Origin of the sequence: Cupriavidus oxalaticus (assembly GCF_016894385.1) — a bacterium.
In the GTDB taxonomy this organism is placed as follows: Bacteria; Pseudomonadota; Gammaproteobacteria; order Burkholderiales; family Burkholderiaceae; genus Cupriavidus; species Cupriavidus oxalaticus.
This window is the reverse complement of sequence record NZ_CP069812.1, coordinates 665,084-679,365: the sequence shown is the minus strand read 5'-3', so window position 1 is coordinate 679,365 and position 14,282 is coordinate 665,084. Positions and strand designations below refer to the sequence as shown.

Here is a 14,282-nt window from a genome sequence, read left to right as displayed (position 1 = left end):
TATGGGCAAACCGCGCGCCTGCTTGCGCGGCTTGCATTCCCCGCCATGTCCGCTGTCCGCCCTTCCCGTTGGTTGGCAGGCCTCCTTCTGTCCGGCCTGATGGGCACGTTCAGCCTGTGTGGACCCTCTGCCGTAGCGCAGCAAAAACCGCCTGCGCAAAATCCGGCATCCGCGGCGGTGGCCCCTCCCGCGACCGCCGCGCCGAGCAAGGCGGAACCCGCCAAGCCACGCGGCCTGAGCCTTGCCAACAAGCCCCGTACCGGCGACTTCGACGTGATGCTCAAGAGCCGCGTCATCCGCGTGCTGGTGCCATACAGCCGCACGCTCTATTTCAGCGACAAGGGGCGCGAGCGCGGGCTGACCGCGGAGCTGGTGCGCAACTTCGAGCGCTACCTGAACAAGAAATACGCCGACCAGCTCGGCAAGCGCCCGCTGACCGTCATCATCATCCCGACCACGCGCGATCGCCTGCTGCCCGACCTGACGGCGGGGCTTGGCGATATCGCCGCCGGCAACCTGACCGAGACCGAGAACCGGCTGAAGCAGGTCGATTTCGCCGCGCCGCGCGACCGCAAGCCGGTGCGCGAGCTGGTGGTCACGGGGCCGAAGGCGCCGGCGTTGCAGCGCCTCGACGACCTCGCCGGAAAGACCGTGCACGTACGGCGCGCCAGCAGCTATTTCGAGAGCCTGACCGTGCTGAACGACGGCCTGCGCCACGCCGGCAAGGCGCCGATGAAGCTGGTCATGCTGCCCGACGCGCTCGAAGACGAAGACGTGCTCGAGATGCTCAACGCGGGCGTGCTGCAGATCGTGGTGGTCGATGACTGGAAGGCCGCGACGTGGGCGCAGATCCTGCCGGACATCAAGGTGCGCGAGGACCTGGCCGTGCGCGAAGGCGGCTATGTCGGCTGGGCCTTCCGCAAGAACAGCCCGCAGCTGCGGCAGGCGATCGATGACTTCTACGTCAACTTTGTCAAGAAGCAGGGCGTGGCGGAGTACCTGCTCAAGCAGACCATGCAGCGCGTCAAACAGATCAAGAACAACACCGACGATGCCGAGTACAAGCGTTTCCAGCAGACCATCGCCTTCTTCGAGAAGTACGGCAAGGACTATGGCTTCGACCCGCTGATGCTGGCCGCGCAGGGCTTCCAGGAGTCACAGCTGAACCAGGAGGCGCGCAGCCATGTCGGCGCGGTCGGCATCATGCAGATCATGCCGGCCACCGGCAAGGAGCTGAATGTCGGCAATATCCGGATGGCCGAGGCCAACGTGCACGCCGGCGCCAAATACATGGACCGGCTGATGACGAGGTACTTCCCCGACGCGCATTTCTCGGAATCGAACCGGCCGCTGTTCGCCTTTGCCAGCTATAACGCCGGGCCGGGCAATATCGCCAAGATGCGCAAGGAAGCGGCGGCGCGCGGGCTGGATCCCGACAAGTGGTTCAACAATGTCGAGATCGTGGTGGCGGAGAAGATCGGCATCGAGACCACCACCTATGTGCGCAATATCTTCAAGTACTACGCGGCATACCGGCTCATGCAGGACATGCAGGTGACGCGCGACCGCGCGATCAGGCAGATGCAGAAATAGCGGCCGGGATCAGTGACCAGCACAGTGGGCCGGCATCAGTGGCCGGCATTTTGCCGTCCGCGTGGCACCGGACGCACTCAGTCAGCCAGGCCGCTCGCGTCGATGTAGCCGAGCGCTTCGGTGACCGCGCGCCGCGCCTTGAGCACGTAGCAGACCTTGCGCTCCTGGATCGACAGTGCCAGCACCTCGGCCTGCACCAGTTCCTGGAACAGGTGGCCGGCACGTGCCAGGCTCACCTTCGCGATGTGGGCCAGGTCGGCCGCGGGCAGCCCGTTCTCGCCCGCGTCGAGCAGCGCGCGGCACACGCGGGCCCGTGCGGGCTCCGTCATCAGCGCAAGGGTTAGGGTACTTTCCTGGGTCTCCATGGCCACACCTCGAACGTCCGGCGCGCCGGTCCGGTGCTGCCGGTGTGCAGCGGGGCAGCCGGACGGCGCAGTGTCTCCACGTTCTACGCGGCCCGGCGCGCAAACGCAATAGGGTGCAGCACCCTGGCGCAAGCACTGGTGCGATGGCAGCAAGCGCACCCGCCAGCATTCCGGGGATGCACAGGCGCGGCGCACGGGACCAGCGGGAATAGTGCAATTCCGGTCACCTTGACGGAGGCGGTGGGCCGTGTATTGGGCCCGTGTATTGGGTCGCGTGGGGCGCATACGCGCGCTTCGACGGCTTTTGACGAACTTTGTGCATCCGGCCGCTGTCCCTCATGGATTCATCGCTTGCGGATTCCCGCCGCTGAAACAGTGCCGCCGACTATTCCAGAACGCCACCTTCCGGTGACGGGTACGCCAGCACCGCCGTGCGCGGTGCGGCCCGCCGCGGCCCCCCGCGCCGCCGACGCTCCCGCCACCTTCCGCACCTTCCGCACCTCCCCTGCCATTGCCCGGCTCGACAGCATCCAGGCGCTGCGCGGCCTGGCCGCGGCCTTCGTGGTCGTCTACCACTCCGGCCTCGCGCTGGGCGGGGCCGACGCACCCGTGCTGGGCTGGCTGACCGCCAACGTGATCAAGCGCGGCCATGTCGGCGTCGATGTGTTCTTCGTCATCAGCGGCTTCATCATTGCCTGGGTCGCGGTGCTGGCGCGGCCGCGCCCCGAGCACCCGCTCAGCTTCCTGGTCCGCCGCGCGTTCCGGCTGGCGCCGCCGTACTGGGCCATGTCGGTGCTGCACGCACTGCTGCTCAACCCGGTGACGCCGGCGCTGTTCGCCGCATCGCTGGCGTTCCTGCCCACCACCACCGCGCACGCGCCCTATTACGGCTATCCAGCGTTGTACGTAGGCTGGTCGCTCAACTACGAGATCGCGTTCTATGCCGCGTTCGCGCTCGGGCTGCTGCTGGCCGGGCGGCGCGCGCTGTGGGTGGTGCTGGCACTGTTCGCGCTGGCGACGCTGGTGCTGCCGTGGTGGCGCTTCGGCACGCTGGTCGCCGATCCCGCGCAGGGCTACCCGTTCGCGTCGCCGTGGCTGGCGATGGCGAGCAACCCGCTGGTGCTGGAATTCCTGCTCGGCTGCCTGCTGGCCTGGGCCTATGCGCGCTGGCGCCACCTGCTGACGCCGTCGATCGCGCTGGCGATGCTGGCCACCGGCTGTGCGGCGTTCGCGCTGTCGCTGCCGCTGGTCGGCCCGGACTTCAGCCTGGCCGGCCGCGGCGTGCCCGCCGCGCTGCTGCTGGCGGGCGCGGTCGCGGCCGAGCATACCGGCATGCTGCGCGTGCCGCGCGCGCTGGTGTGGCTGGGCGAGCTGTCGTACGCGCTTTACCTGGTGCATCCGACGGTGATCGAGGGCGTCAAGCGGCTGATGCCCGAACTGACGCCCGACCAGACCGGCCTGCAGCTGCTGCGCTTTGCCATCGACGCCGGGCTGGCGCTGGGCCTGGCGCTGCTGCTGCACCGCTGGGTGGAGCTGCCGGGCATCGCCGCAGGACGCCGGCTGGCAAGGCAATGAGGCGAGCGCGGTGACAGCCCGACGTCAGCGCCGCGGCATATCCGCGAGGAAGAGGTACAGCGCCGTCAGCTCGGTATCGTTCATGCGCCCGAACGAGTCGAACGGCATCACCCGGCTGATCTGCGAGCCGTCGGGCCGCTTGCCGCTGCGCATCATCTCTATAAATGCACTGGCCTGGCCATAGCGCGACATGGGGCCGCCCGAGACCGGGCGCAAGTCGGCCGCCGGCGGCCAGTCGGGCGGCGCGCCGGGGATCTTGCCGCCGCTGAAGTCATGGCCATGGCAGCCCAGGCACGCATTGGCGACATAACCGCCGTACTGCGCAGTGGCCGCCGGCACCTGCGCCGGCTGCACCGGCAGGCTGTGGTCGATCTTGGACGCCGCATCCCGCACCATGCCTACGCCGTACAGCGCGCGCACCATCCATGGCAGGGTGACCTCGGCGGGCGCGCCCATGCCCGGCGGCAGGCTGCGCAGGTAGGCCACCAGCGCACTGAGGTCTTCGTCGCTGAGGCGGTTGTAGTCCTCGCTCGGCATGATCAGCAGCGGCCGGCCCGACGGCGCCACGCCATGGCGCACGCTGCGCACCCAGTCCTCGGCGCGGTACGCGGCGATGGCGGGGTTGGCGCGGGTCAGGTCGGGCGCGCGCACGCGCAGGCCGTTGGGCTCGTCGAACACTTGCTTGCCGCCGGCGCCGGCGCCGTGGCACTCCATGCAGCCGCGCGATTCATAGAGGTACTTGCCGTGGGCAATGGCGGCGGCGTCGTCACGCAAGGGCAGAGGCGCGACCTGCACCGCCACGGTCCGTGTCGCCTTGCGCTCGCCGACCCAGACCGCGGCATAGGCCGCCACGGCCACGGCGGCGGCCACGCCGGCCAGTCCCCACGCCGCCACCCGCAGAACACGCGCCATCTTCGCTCCCCTGTCCGCCGCACTGGATGCAGCAGGATGCGTCCAGCGCACGGGGGGCTGTCGGTGGGGCAGGCCACACAGGCACGCCGGGGCGCTTAGGGGCGCTTAGGGGCGGCCAGGGGCGGCCGCGGCACCGCCCGCACGCCTTACCAAAAAACCGGCGCGAACACCAGTGGCAACAACGCCCACGGCAGCCCGCTGTCCGGCTTTTGCCCGGGTGCCCATCCCCGTTACAGTGGCCGCTATGCTGGGCGGCAGTCCGTCCGCGCGCCTGGCCTCTACCCCGGCGCGCCGGAATGGCCGCCCGGCCCCGACCGATTCACATCGCCCATCGCACAGCACCCGTTCATGACGCCCGATACGGCCCCGCCGAGCCACCAGGCAGCCACTGCCCCTTCCACCGCGCCACGCCGCTGGCAGCCCCTGCTGCTGGCCGGTGCCGGCTATTTCGCCCTGGCGGCGGCGGGCCTGTGGCTGGCGCGGCTGCCGGGCAACGTGGCCGCGGTATGGCTGCCCAACGCCTTCGCGCTGGGGCTGCTGCTGCACCGCCCGCGCCGCGAGACGCCGTGGCTGCTGGCCGGCATGCTGGGCGCGAACCTGCTGGCCAACCATGCCGCCGGCGACAGCACCGCCAGCGCGCTGATGCTGGCCGGCGCCAACCTGGCCGAGATCCTGTGTGCCACCGGCCTGCTGCGGCTGCTCGAGCGCCACGCCGGGCTGGTCCGCCACGGGCCGCTGGCATCGTTCGCGGTGATGCTGGCGGTCGCCGGCATCGTCGCACCGGCGCTGGGCGCCACCGCCGGTGCCGCGGCCATCGCCAGCGTGCACGGCACTGGCTTTGCCTCGGTGTGGTGGACCTGGTGGCAGGCCAGTGCGCTGGGCATGGCGCTGCTGCTGCCGATGATGCTGTCGATGACGCCCGGGCGCGTGCGCGCCGCCTTCGCGCGGCCGGTGCTGGCGCCGCAGGCCGGCCTGCTGGCGCTGTGCCTGGCAATCGGCGCGCTCGCGCAATGGCAGGGCCATGACCCGTTTGCCGCGATGTCGCTGCCGCTGGTGCTGGTGGCGCTGGCCGGCAACCCGTTCGCCACCGCGCTGCTGACGCTGGTGGCGACGCTGTCGCTGCAGGCGCTGATGCTGGCCGGGCAGGACCATGAAGCGGTGCCGCTGTCGGCTGCGGTGATCATGGTGCTTCCGGTCTGCATCGCCTACCTGACCGAACAGAACCGCCTTGGCCGCTCCAGCCTGCGCGGCAGCGAGAAACGCTTCCGCCAGGCCATGGAGCATTCGGCGATCGGCATGGCGCTGGTTGGCATGGACGGCCGCTGGGAGACCGTCAACCGCGCCATGACCGAACTGCTGGGCTACAGCGGCGAGGAGTTGCGCGCCATCACCTTCCAGCAGCTGACCCACCCTGACGACCTGAGCGACGACCTGCGCCAGGTGGCGCTGCTGGTGGACGGCGAGATCGAGTCCTACCGCATGGAAAAGCGCTACCGCCACAAGAGTGGCGAGTACCGCTGGGCGCTGCTGGCGGTCTCGCTGGTGCGCGACGAGGATACCGGCGCGCCGCTGCACTACATCGCCCAGGTGGAGGACATCCATGCGCGCAAGCTGGCGCAGGAAGAGCTGGAACGGCTGTCGCGCCGCATCCAGCTGGCGGTGGAGGCCGGCGGCGTCGGCATCTGGGAATGGGACTTCGCCAGCGCCGTCATCACCTGGGATGCGCGCATGCATGCGCTGCACGGCACCGATCCCGGGCGCGGCGCGCCGCAGTCCGAGCAGTGGATCGCCATGCTGCACGCGGAAGACGTCAGCCGCGTCAGTGCCGAGATGCGCCAGGCCATCCGCGGCGCCGCGCCGTTCGACACCGAGTACCGCATCCGGCGCCCCGATGGCGCGGTGCGCCACGTGCGCGCCATGGCCATGGTCTCGCGCGGCGCCGACGGCATGGCGCATGCGCTGGTCGGCACCAACTGGGACATCACCGAGCAGCGCCGCCTGACCGAGGCGCTGTTCGAGGAGAAAGAGCGCCTGCACATCACGCTGCGCTCGATCGGCGACGCGGTGATCTGCACCGACGCCAGCATGCACGTCACCTTCATGAACCCGATCGCCGAGCAGCTGACCGGCTGGACCATGGGCAGCGCCAGCGGATTGCCGCTGGAGCGGGTTTTCCGCCTCGTCGACGAAGCCAGCGGCGATCCGATCCCGAGCCCGGTCGAATCCTGCCTGCGAACGCTGACGCCTGCCTACCTGCAGGATGGCGCAGTGCTGCAGAGCCTGACCGGCGAGCGCCATGACGTGCAGGACTCCGCCGCGCCGGTGCTGACCGCCGGCGGCGAGGTGCTGGGCGCGGTGCTGGTGTTCCAGGACATCACCACCGCCCGCGCGCTGCAGCGCGAGCTGGCGCGCTCGGCCATGCACGACGCGCTCACCGGCCTGCCCAACCGCACCTGGTTCGAAAAGCGCCTGCGCGAGGCCTGCGACGCCGCGCGGCTGCATGGCCACCGCGCCGCGCTGTGCTTCATCGACCTGGACCGCTTCAAGATCGTCAACGACACCGCCGGCCATGGCGCCGGCGATGTGCTGCTGCGCGAGCTCGGCTACCTGATCCGCAACCACGTGCGTCCCGACGACCTGCTGGCGCGCCTGGGCGGCGACGAGTTCGCGCTGCTGCTCAAGGACTGCACCGTGGACCAGGCCGAGCAGGCCTGCGAGGGCGTGATCGACGCCATCCGCGGCCGCCGCTTCCCGTGGGAAGGCCGGGTCTATGACGTAGGCGCCAGCATCGGCATCGCCGCGATCGATCTCGACGTGCCGCCCGTCAGCGAGCTGATGAGCCGCGCCGACGTCGCCTGCTACGCCGCCAAGGCCGCCGGCCGCAGCCGGGTCTCGGTCTACCGCCGCGACGAGAGCGACGCGCGCCGCCACCATCGCGAACTGGAGGTCGCCGCGGGCATCCACTCTGCGCTGGAAGCCAACCGCTTCCGCCTGTTCGCGCAGGAAATCCGCGCGCTGCAGCCAGCCGGCACGGGCCGTGGCGAACACCGCCACATCGAGATCCTGGTGCGCATGGTCGACGAGAGCGGGGACATGATCCTGCCCGGCGCCTTCATTCCCGCCGCCGAGCGCTACGATTTGATGGGTCATGTCGACCGCTGGGTCATCCACAATGTGCTGCATGCCTACGGCGAGCGGCTGCGTGCGGTGCCGGGCTTGTCGGTGTCGATCAACCTGTCGGCCAACTCGCTGGGCGAGCCGTTCCTGCTGCCCTTCCTGCATGCCGAGCTGGACGCCAGCGCGCTGCCCGCCAGCCGCATCCGGCTGGAGATCACCGAGACGGCGCTGATCAACAACATGGCGGCGGCCAACCGACTGGTGTCGGAGATGAAGCGCGCGGGCTGCACCGTGTCGCTCGACGACTTTGGCTCGGGGCTGTCGTCGTTTGCCTACCTGAAGCAGTTCCCGGTCGATTTCCTGAAGATCGACGGCAGCTTTATCCGCCAGCTGGCCGACAACGCCGTCGACCGCGAGATCGTCAGCTCGATCAACGACATCGGCCACCGGCTCGGCGTGAAGACCGTGGCGGAGTGGGTGGAAGATGAGCGCACGCTCGACGCGCTGCGCGCGATCGGCGTCGACTATGCGCAGGGCTATGCGATCGGGCGGCCAATCCCGCTGGAAGCTTTCCTGCAAGCGTGCGGGCCACGCGGCGTCGAACAACAACAGGGGGCGTGATACATTCGGCGGCTGTCGCCACCCGGGGGAAACCGTTGCCGCTCGCATCCACGCCGGCGCCGCTCTATGCGCGCGTCAAGCAACACATCAGCAGCAGGATTGCTGACGGCAGCTGGCCGCCCCACCATCGCGTGCCCTCGGAGGCCGAACTGGTTGAGGCGCTGGGCGTCAGCCGCATGACCGTGCATCGGGCGCTGCGGGAGTTGACCGCGGAGGGGATGCTGGTGCGGCTGCAGGGGGTCGGGACCTTTGTTGCGGAGCCCAAGCTGCGGACCGCGCTTTATGCGGTCAACAATATTGCGGATGACATTGCTGCGCGGGGGCACCGGCATCATGCGCGCGTGGTCAGCGTGCAGGAGGAACGCGCCGGTGCGGCGCAGGCGGCTGCGCTGGATGTGCCGCTGGAGCAGCGCGTGTTTCACTCGGTCATCGTGCACTACGAAGACGATGTCGCGATCCAGCTGGAAGACCGCTACGTCAATGCCGCGGTCGCGCCGGATTACCTGGAGCAAGACTTCACGCGCGAAACGCCCTACCAATACCTGACGCGCGTCGCGCCGCTGACCGAAGGGGAGCACGTCGTGGAAGCTGTGCTGGCGCATGCGGAGGAATGCGGGTTGCTGGACATCGACAAGGGTGAGCCGTGTTTGCTGATCCGTAGACGGACATGGTCGGCAGGAAGGGTTGTGACGTCTGTCAGGCTGGTGCATCCGGGGTCGTTGCACCGGTTGGAAGGTCGGTTCACTTCATAGCCCGGCCCCGCGATCCGCATCCTGTCCTGAGGGTTTCGGCGCAGCGGGGGCTAATGCGCAGGCCGCGCGGCCAGCCCCAAATGCTCGGCGACCGCGAGCAGGCGACGATCCCGCGTCCATAGCGCACTGCCGGGCGTCAATCGGGTGGCGGCCAGCAGATGCGCATCCACGTAGCCAATCCCTATCCCGTACAACTTCTGGTCATCGATCATCCGGTCGACTTCGTCGTCCGTCGCCACGACGGCGCCTGGCAAATCACGCAAAGCGCCCAGCACCTCGCCCCGCTGCCGCAGGCTACCCAGCGCGATCTCGCCGATCACAAACGGATGCACCAGGACCCGGCTGGCGTCGAGCAAAGCCGCTAGTGCCGCGTCGCCGGTACGCAGATGGTCGATCCATACCGAGGTGTCGACCAGGATCATGCCGGCTCCGCGCGGCGGCGCGGCGCGGATTCCAGGTCGGGTTCGGTACCGCCGAGACGGCTCAGGCGGCGCGCGCTTTCGCGCTCGATCAGTGCCCGCAGCGCTTCGCGCACGAGCGAGGATTTTTCGGACAGGCCGGTCAGGGCCTGGGCCTTGCGCAGCAAATCATCGTCCAGGGCAAGCGTGGTGCGCATGGAAGCCTCCGTTGAGCATTCTGCATAAATCCTAGCATCATCTGATGCCAAAATCCGTGCTTACCGATGGTGACTTTTCGAGGACGCAACGATAACGTCACATGACTCACGGCGGTAGGTATCCGCAGTTCCACATATCGCTTGTCTACGGGATAACCCCGATATATCCGTACCTGTATATACAAGAATATACATGCCTATGCGTCGCTCAAAAAAGCGACACCCAAAGGCAAAGCAAGGAACACCGAAGGAGCCATCCAAATGACCACCACCCGCTTCCGCGACACCGAGATCCGCGCCCCGCACGGCACCAGGCTCACCGCCAAGAGCTGGCTGACCGAAGCCCCGCTGCGCATGCTGATGAACAACCTCGACCCCGAGGTCGCGGAGAACCCGAAGGAACTGGTGGTCTACGGCGGCATCGGCCGCGCCGCCCGCAACTGGGAATGCTATGACCGCATCGTCGAGGCCCTGACCCGCCTGGAAGACGACCAGACCCTGCTGGTCCAGTCCGGCAAGCCGGTCGGCGTGTTCCAGACCCACCGCGACGCCCCCCGCGTGCTGATCGCCAACTCCAACCTGGTCCCCCACTGGGCCAACTGGGAACACTTCAACGAACTCGACGCCAAGGGCCTGGCCATGTACGGCCAGATGACCGCCGGCAGCTGGATCTACATCGGCAGCCAGGGCATCGTGCAGGGCACGTATGAGACCTTCGTCGAGGCCGGCCGCCAGCACTACAACGGCAACCTGAAGGGCCGCTGGGTGCTGACCGCGGGCCTGGGCGGCATGGGCGGCGCGCAGCCGCTGGCCGCGACACTGGCCGGCGCCTGCTCGCTCAACATCGAATGCCAGCAGAGCCGCATCGATTTCCGCCTGAAGACCCGCTACGTCGACGAACAGGCCACCGACCTGGATGACGCGCTGGCCCGCATCGACCGCTACACCGCGCAAGGCAAGGCGATCTCGATCGCGCTGTGCGCCAACGCCGCCGAGGTGCTGCCCGAACTGGTGCGCCGCGGCGTGCGCCCCGACATGGTCACCGACCAGACCAGCGCCCATGACCCGCTCAATGGCTACCTGCCCGCCGGCTGGACCTGGGACGAATACCGCGAGCGCGCGCAGCGCGAGCCGGCCGTGGTGGTGAAGGCCGCCAAGGCGTCGATGGCCGCGCATGTGCAAGCCATGCTGGATTTCCAGAAGCTGGGCGTGCCGACCTTCGACTACGGCAACAACATCCGCCAGATGGCCAAGGAAGAAGGCGTGGCCAATGCCTTCGACTTCCCCGGCTTCGTGCCCGCGTACATCCGCCCGCTGTTCTGCCGCGGCATCGGCCCGTTCCGCTGGGCCGCGCTGTCGGGCGATCCGCAGGACATCTACAAGACCGACGCCAAGGTCAAGGAACTGATCCCCGATGACGAGCACCTGCACCGCTGGCTCGACATGGCGCGCGAGCGCATCAGCTTCCAGGGCCTGCCGGCGCGGATCTGCTGGGTGGGACTGGGCCTGCGCGCCAAGCTGGGCCTGGCGTTCAACGAGATGGTCCGCAGCGGCGAGCTGTCGGCGCCGGTCGTGATCGGCCGCGACCACCTGGACTCGGGTTCGGTCGCCAGCCCCAACCGCGAGACCGAAGCCATGCAGGACGGTTCGGACGCCGTGTCCGACTGGCCGCTGCTGAACGCGCTGCTGAACACCGCCAGCGGCGCCACCTGGGTCTCGCTGCACCACGGCGGCGGCGTGGGCATGGGCTTTTCGCAGCATTCCGGCGTGGTGATCGTGTGCGATGGCACCGATGAGGCCGCCGCGCGCATCGCCCGCGTGCTGCACAACGACCCCGCCACCGGCGTGATGCGCCATGCCGACGCCGGCTACCAGATCGCCGTCGACTGCGCGCGCGAGCAGGGCCTGGACCTGCCGATGCTGCGCGACTGACCAGCGTTCAAGACCCTAGTGTTTTCTCCCCTCTCCCGCTTGCGGGAGAGGGGCGGGGGAGAGGGCGGGCGCTCGCAATGGCGATACGCTGTCCTCTGTGGAAACGCCGGCCCTCTCCCCCAGCCCCTCTCCCACTGGCGTGGGAGAGGGGAGCAACCAAACCGACTACATCAAGCCTCACCGGGAGACAATCCGCATGCCCTCCGATATCACTGCGCCCGCCTACGATGGTGTCGCCGGCGCCCAGGCCGGCGCCCACACTCCAGCCCTGTCGCGCACGCGCGCCATTGCCGCCATCACCATCGGCAACGGCCTCGAATTCTACGATTTCGTCGTCTACAGCTTCTTTGCCACGCTGATCGGCCGGCTCTACTTCCCCGTCGACAACCCCACCGGCCAGCTGCTGATGTCGTTCGCCACCTTTGGCGTCGGCTTCCTGATGCGGCCGCTGGGCGGCCTGCTGATCGGCATGTACGCCGATCGCGTCGGGCGCAAGCCGGCGGTCGCGCTGACGCTGTGGCTGATGGGCCTGAGCTCGCTGATCTTCGTGGTCACGCCGCCGTACGCGCAGATCGGCCTCCTCGCGCCGATCATGGTAGTGATCGCACGGCTGGTGCAGGGCTTCGCCATCGGTGGCGAGATGGGCGCCTCCACCGCGCTGCTGCTGGAATACGCCGATGACCGCACGCGCGGCTTCTATACCGCCTGGCAGCCGTTCAGCCAGGGCCTGGCGGCGCTGCTGGGCGCGATCACCGGCCTGGTGCTGAGCAACGTGCTGGCGCCGGCCGACCTCGAAGCGTGGGGCTGGCGCCTGGCCTTCCTGATCGGCATCCTGGTCATTCCTGTCGGCCTGCTGATCCGCCGCCGGCTGGAAGAGACCGCCACCCCCGCGCGCCACGGCGAGCACGCCGCGCAATGGCCGCTGCTGCGCCAGCATGGCCGCGAGGTGATTGCCAGCATCCTGCTGATGATCGGCCTGGCTTCGTCCACCTACATCGTCGTCTACTACATCAGCAACTACGCCGTAAGCGTGCTGAAGATGCCGCTGTCGCTGAGCATCTGGGCCGCGTGCATCGCGGCGCTGGTGCAGGTGGTGCTGTCGCCGTTCGCCGGCTGGCTTGCCGACCGCATCGGCCGCAAGACCGTGGTGCTGTGGTCGCGCGTGGCGCTGCTGATGATGATCTACCCGGCGTTCGTGCTGATCAATGCCGAGCCGTCGCTGGCGCGCCTGCTGCTGGTGGTGGGCTGCCTGTCGGTGCCGATGTCGATGACCGCACCGGCGTCGATGGTGCTGGTCAGCGAGGTGCTGCCGCAGCGCCTGCGCGCCACCGGCCTGTCCATCGCCTATTGCGTGGCGATCGCGATCTTCGGCGGCTTTGCGCAGTACTTCTCGACCCGCCTGATCCAGATCACTGGCGACGCCAATGCGCCGGCGCTGTACGTGATCGGCTGCGGCCTGGTCTCGCTGATCGGCCTGGCGATGGTGCCCGAAACCCTGGGACGCCGGCTGAAATGAGCACCGTGGCCGAACTCGCGCAGGCCGGCGACACGGCCTGGCGCGGCCGGCGCGATGCCGGCGAGGCCGGCGACACGCGCCGCCTGTTCGATATCGTCGCCGGCCGCCACGCTCCGGATGCGCCGCGCACGCCCGGCGTGCCGGTGCTGCTGGGCTTCTGCTGCGATGCCGGCGTGCTGCGCAACCAGGGCCGCCCCGGCGCCGCCGGCGGCCCGCGCGAGATCCGCCGCGCGCTGGCGGGCGTGCCGGCGCACGGCATCGGCCGCCTGATCGACGGCGGCGACATCCATTGCGAAGGCGATGCGCTGGAAGACGCGCAGCAGCGGCTGGGCCAGGCCGTCGCCGCCGAACTGGCGGTAGGCGCGTGGCCGCTGGTGCTCGGCGGCGGCCACGAGGTGGCCTGGGGCACGTGGCAGGGCCTGCGCACGCACCTGGACGCGCATGGCGACCGCGGCCGCGTGCTGGTGGTCAACCTGGACGCGCATTTCGACCTGCGCGGCAGCCGGCCCGCCAGCTCGGGCACGCCCTTCGACCAGATCGCCATCGACTGCCAGCGCCGCGGCCTGCGCTTCGACTACGCCTGCCTGGGCGTGAGCCGGCTCGGCAATACGGCCGCGCTGTTCGCGCGCGCCAGTACGCTCGGGGTGCGGTATGTGGAGGATGTGGACCTGCAGGAGCGCCACCTCGACGCACGGCTGGCCGCGCTGGATGAATGGGTGGCGGAGGCCGACCACGTCTACCTGACGATCGACCTCGACGTGCTGCCCGCCGCGGTGATGCCCGCCGTCTCGGCACCGGCGGCCTACGGCGTGCCGTTGCCGGTGGTGGAAGCCATCGCCACGCGGCTGCGCGACAGCGGCAAGCTGCGCGTGGCGGATATAGCGGAATTCAATCCGCTGTATGACCGGGATGGCTGTGGGGCGCGGGTGGCGGCGAGATTGTGCTATCGGTTGTTGGGTGGCTGAAGCAAGCCCACCAAGACATACGAGCTGGCCGGGGCAAGGTGCACCCAAGCCGCCCGAACTAGCCTAAGCAAGGTGTTCTCCCTCTCCCCTCATGGGGGCTGGGGTGAGGGGGGGGGCTAGCAAGGCACCACATCAAGCAAGGCCTTCGGTTTTAACCCACTGGCCTCAGCCTTTGACCCTCCTGCCCTCACCCCCGGCCCCTCTCCCGCGCGCTGGGAGAGGGGAGCAAACCGGCGGCAATTCAAACCCCTCCAGCCCCTCCAAATCCGCGGGTTTACACCTAGACCACCGTTCGGATTCCCGAACACTCCTCCACGC

Annotated in this window: 11 protein-coding genes; 7 read left to right on the top strand and 4 right to left on the bottom strand. The window is 69.0% G+C overall.

Annotated elements, in window-relative coordinates:
- Window positions 1-45 precede the first annotated feature (45 nt).
- On the top strand, window positions 46-1,593 hold the full coding sequence (locus JTE92_RS15460) for an MltF family protein (protein WP_063236954.1): 1,548 nt from the start codon (window positions 46-48) through the stop codon (window positions 1,591-1,593).
- Between the two features lie 77 nt (window positions 1,594-1,670).
- On the opposite strand, the gene JTE92_RS15455 is transcribed toward JTE92_RS15460, so the two are convergent.
- On the bottom strand, window positions 1,671-1,958 hold the full coding sequence (locus JTE92_RS15455; RefSeq protein WP_063236953.1) for a helix-turn-helix domain-containing protein: 288 nt from the start codon (window positions 1,956-1,958) through the stop codon (window positions 1,671-1,673).
- A 510-nt stretch (window positions 1,959-2,468) separates the two neighbouring features.
- Here JTE92_RS15455 and JTE92_RS15450 point away from each other — a divergent pair.
- Complete coding sequence (locus tag JTE92_RS15450) at window positions 2,469-3,533, top strand: acyltransferase family protein (RefSeq protein ID WP_063236982.1); 1,065 nt, start codon at window positions 2,469-2,471, stop codon at window positions 3,531-3,533.
- A 24-nt stretch (window positions 3,534-3,557) separates the two neighbouring features.
- Here the strand turns inward: JTE92_RS15450 and JTE92_RS15445 are convergent, their stop codons facing one another.
- Window positions 3,558-4,445: a c-type cytochrome gene (locus JTE92_RS15445; RefSeq protein ID WP_063236952.1), complete on the bottom strand. Its 888-nt coding sequence runs from the start codon at window positions 4,443-4,445 to the stop codon at window positions 3,558-3,560.
- 348 nt (window positions 4,446-4,793) lie between these two features.
- Here JTE92_RS15445 and JTE92_RS15440 point away from each other — a divergent pair, with 348 nt between their 5' ends.
- Window positions 4,794-8,183, top strand: a complete 3,390-nt coding sequence (locus tag JTE92_RS15440; protein WP_063236951.1) for a diguanylate cyclase — start codon at window positions 4,794-4,796, stop codon at window positions 8,181-8,183.
- A gap of 35 nt (window positions 8,184-8,218) precedes the next feature.
- Complete coding sequence (hutC, locus tag JTE92_RS15435; protein ID WP_063236950.1) at window positions 8,219-8,935, top strand: histidine utilization transcriptional repressor HutC; 717 nt, start codon at window positions 8,219-8,221, stop codon at window positions 8,933-8,935.
- 50 nt (window positions 8,936-8,985) lie between these two features.
- On the opposite strand, the gene JTE92_RS15430 is transcribed toward hutC, so the two are convergent.
- Entirely contained in the window at window positions 8,986-9,357 is a 372-nt protein-coding gene (locus JTE92_RS15430) for a type II toxin-antitoxin system VapC family toxin (RefSeq protein ID WP_063236949.1), read from the bottom strand.
- Window positions 9,354-9,551, bottom strand: a complete 198-nt coding sequence (locus JTE92_RS15425; RefSeq protein WP_063236948.1) for a type II toxin-antitoxin system VapB family antitoxin — start codon at window positions 9,549-9,551, stop codon at window positions 9,354-9,356. The genes JTE92_RS15430 and JTE92_RS15425 overlap by 4 nt, the downstream gene beginning before the upstream one ends.
- Before the next feature lie 261 nt (window positions 9,552-9,812).
- On the opposite strand from JTE92_RS15425, the gene hutU reads away from it, so the two are divergent.
- From hutU to hutG, 3 genes are all read left to right on the top strand, one after another.
- The gene (hutU, locus tag JTE92_RS15420) at window positions 9,813-11,483 is read left to right on the top strand and encodes a urocanate hydratase (RefSeq protein ID WP_063236947.1); all 1,671 of its coding nucleotides are present in this window, start codon (window positions 9,813-9,815) and stop codon (window positions 11,481-11,483) included.
- 196 nt (window positions 11,484-11,679) lie between these two features.
- Complete coding sequence (locus tag JTE92_RS15415) at window positions 11,680-12,999, top strand: MFS transporter (RefSeq protein ID WP_063236946.1); 1,320 nt, start codon at window positions 11,680-11,682, stop codon at window positions 12,997-12,999.
- Window positions 12,996-13,964 carry a formimidoylglutamase gene (gene hutG / locus JTE92_RS15410; RefSeq protein WP_063236945.1) on the top strand — a complete coding sequence of 323 codons (969 nt, stop codon included), beginning with the start codon at window positions 12,996-12,998 and terminating at the stop codon, window positions 13,962-13,964. The genes JTE92_RS15415 and hutG overlap by 4 nt, the downstream gene beginning before the upstream one ends.
- Window positions 13,965-14,282 lie beyond the last annotated feature (318 nt).

What these genes read in the sequence shown, in the direction of transcription:
- JTE92_RS15460 (WP_063236954.1), top strand. Translation starts at nt 46, where the DNA reads ATGTCCGCTGTCCGCCCTTCCCGTTGGTTGGCAGGCCTCCTTCTGTCC.
- JTE92_RS15455 (WP_063236953.1), bottom strand. Translation starts at nt 1,958, where the DNA reads ATGGAGACCCAGGAAAGTACCCTAACCCTTGCGCTGATGACGGAGCCC.
- JTE92_RS15445 (WP_063236952.1), bottom strand. Translation starts at nt 4,445, where the DNA reads ATGGCGCGTGTTCTGCGGGTGGCGGCGTGGGGACTGGCCGGCGTGGCC.
- JTE92_RS15440 (WP_063236951.1), top strand. Translation starts at nt 4,794, where the DNA reads ATGACGCCCGATACGGCCCCGCCGAGCCACCAGGCAGCCACTGCCCCT.
- JTE92_RS15430 (WP_063236949.1), bottom strand. Translation starts at nt 9,357, where the DNA reads ATGATCCTGGTCGACACCTCGGTATGGATCGACCATCTGCGTACCGGC.
- JTE92_RS15425 (WP_063236948.1), bottom strand. Translation starts at nt 9,551, where the DNA reads ATGCGCACCACGCTTGCCCTGGACGATGATTTGCTGCGCAAGGCCCAG.
- hutU (WP_063236947.1), top strand. Translation starts at nt 9,813, where the DNA reads ATGACCACCACCCGCTTCCGCGACACCGAGATCCGCGCCCCGCACGGC.
- JTE92_RS15415 (WP_063236946.1), top strand. Translation starts at nt 11,680, where the DNA reads ATGCCCTCCGATATCACTGCGCCCGCCTACGATGGTGTCGCCGGCGCC.
- hutG (WP_063236945.1), top strand. Translation starts at nt 12,996, where the DNA reads ATGAGCACCGTGGCCGAACTCGCGCAGGCCGGCGACACGGCCTGGCGC.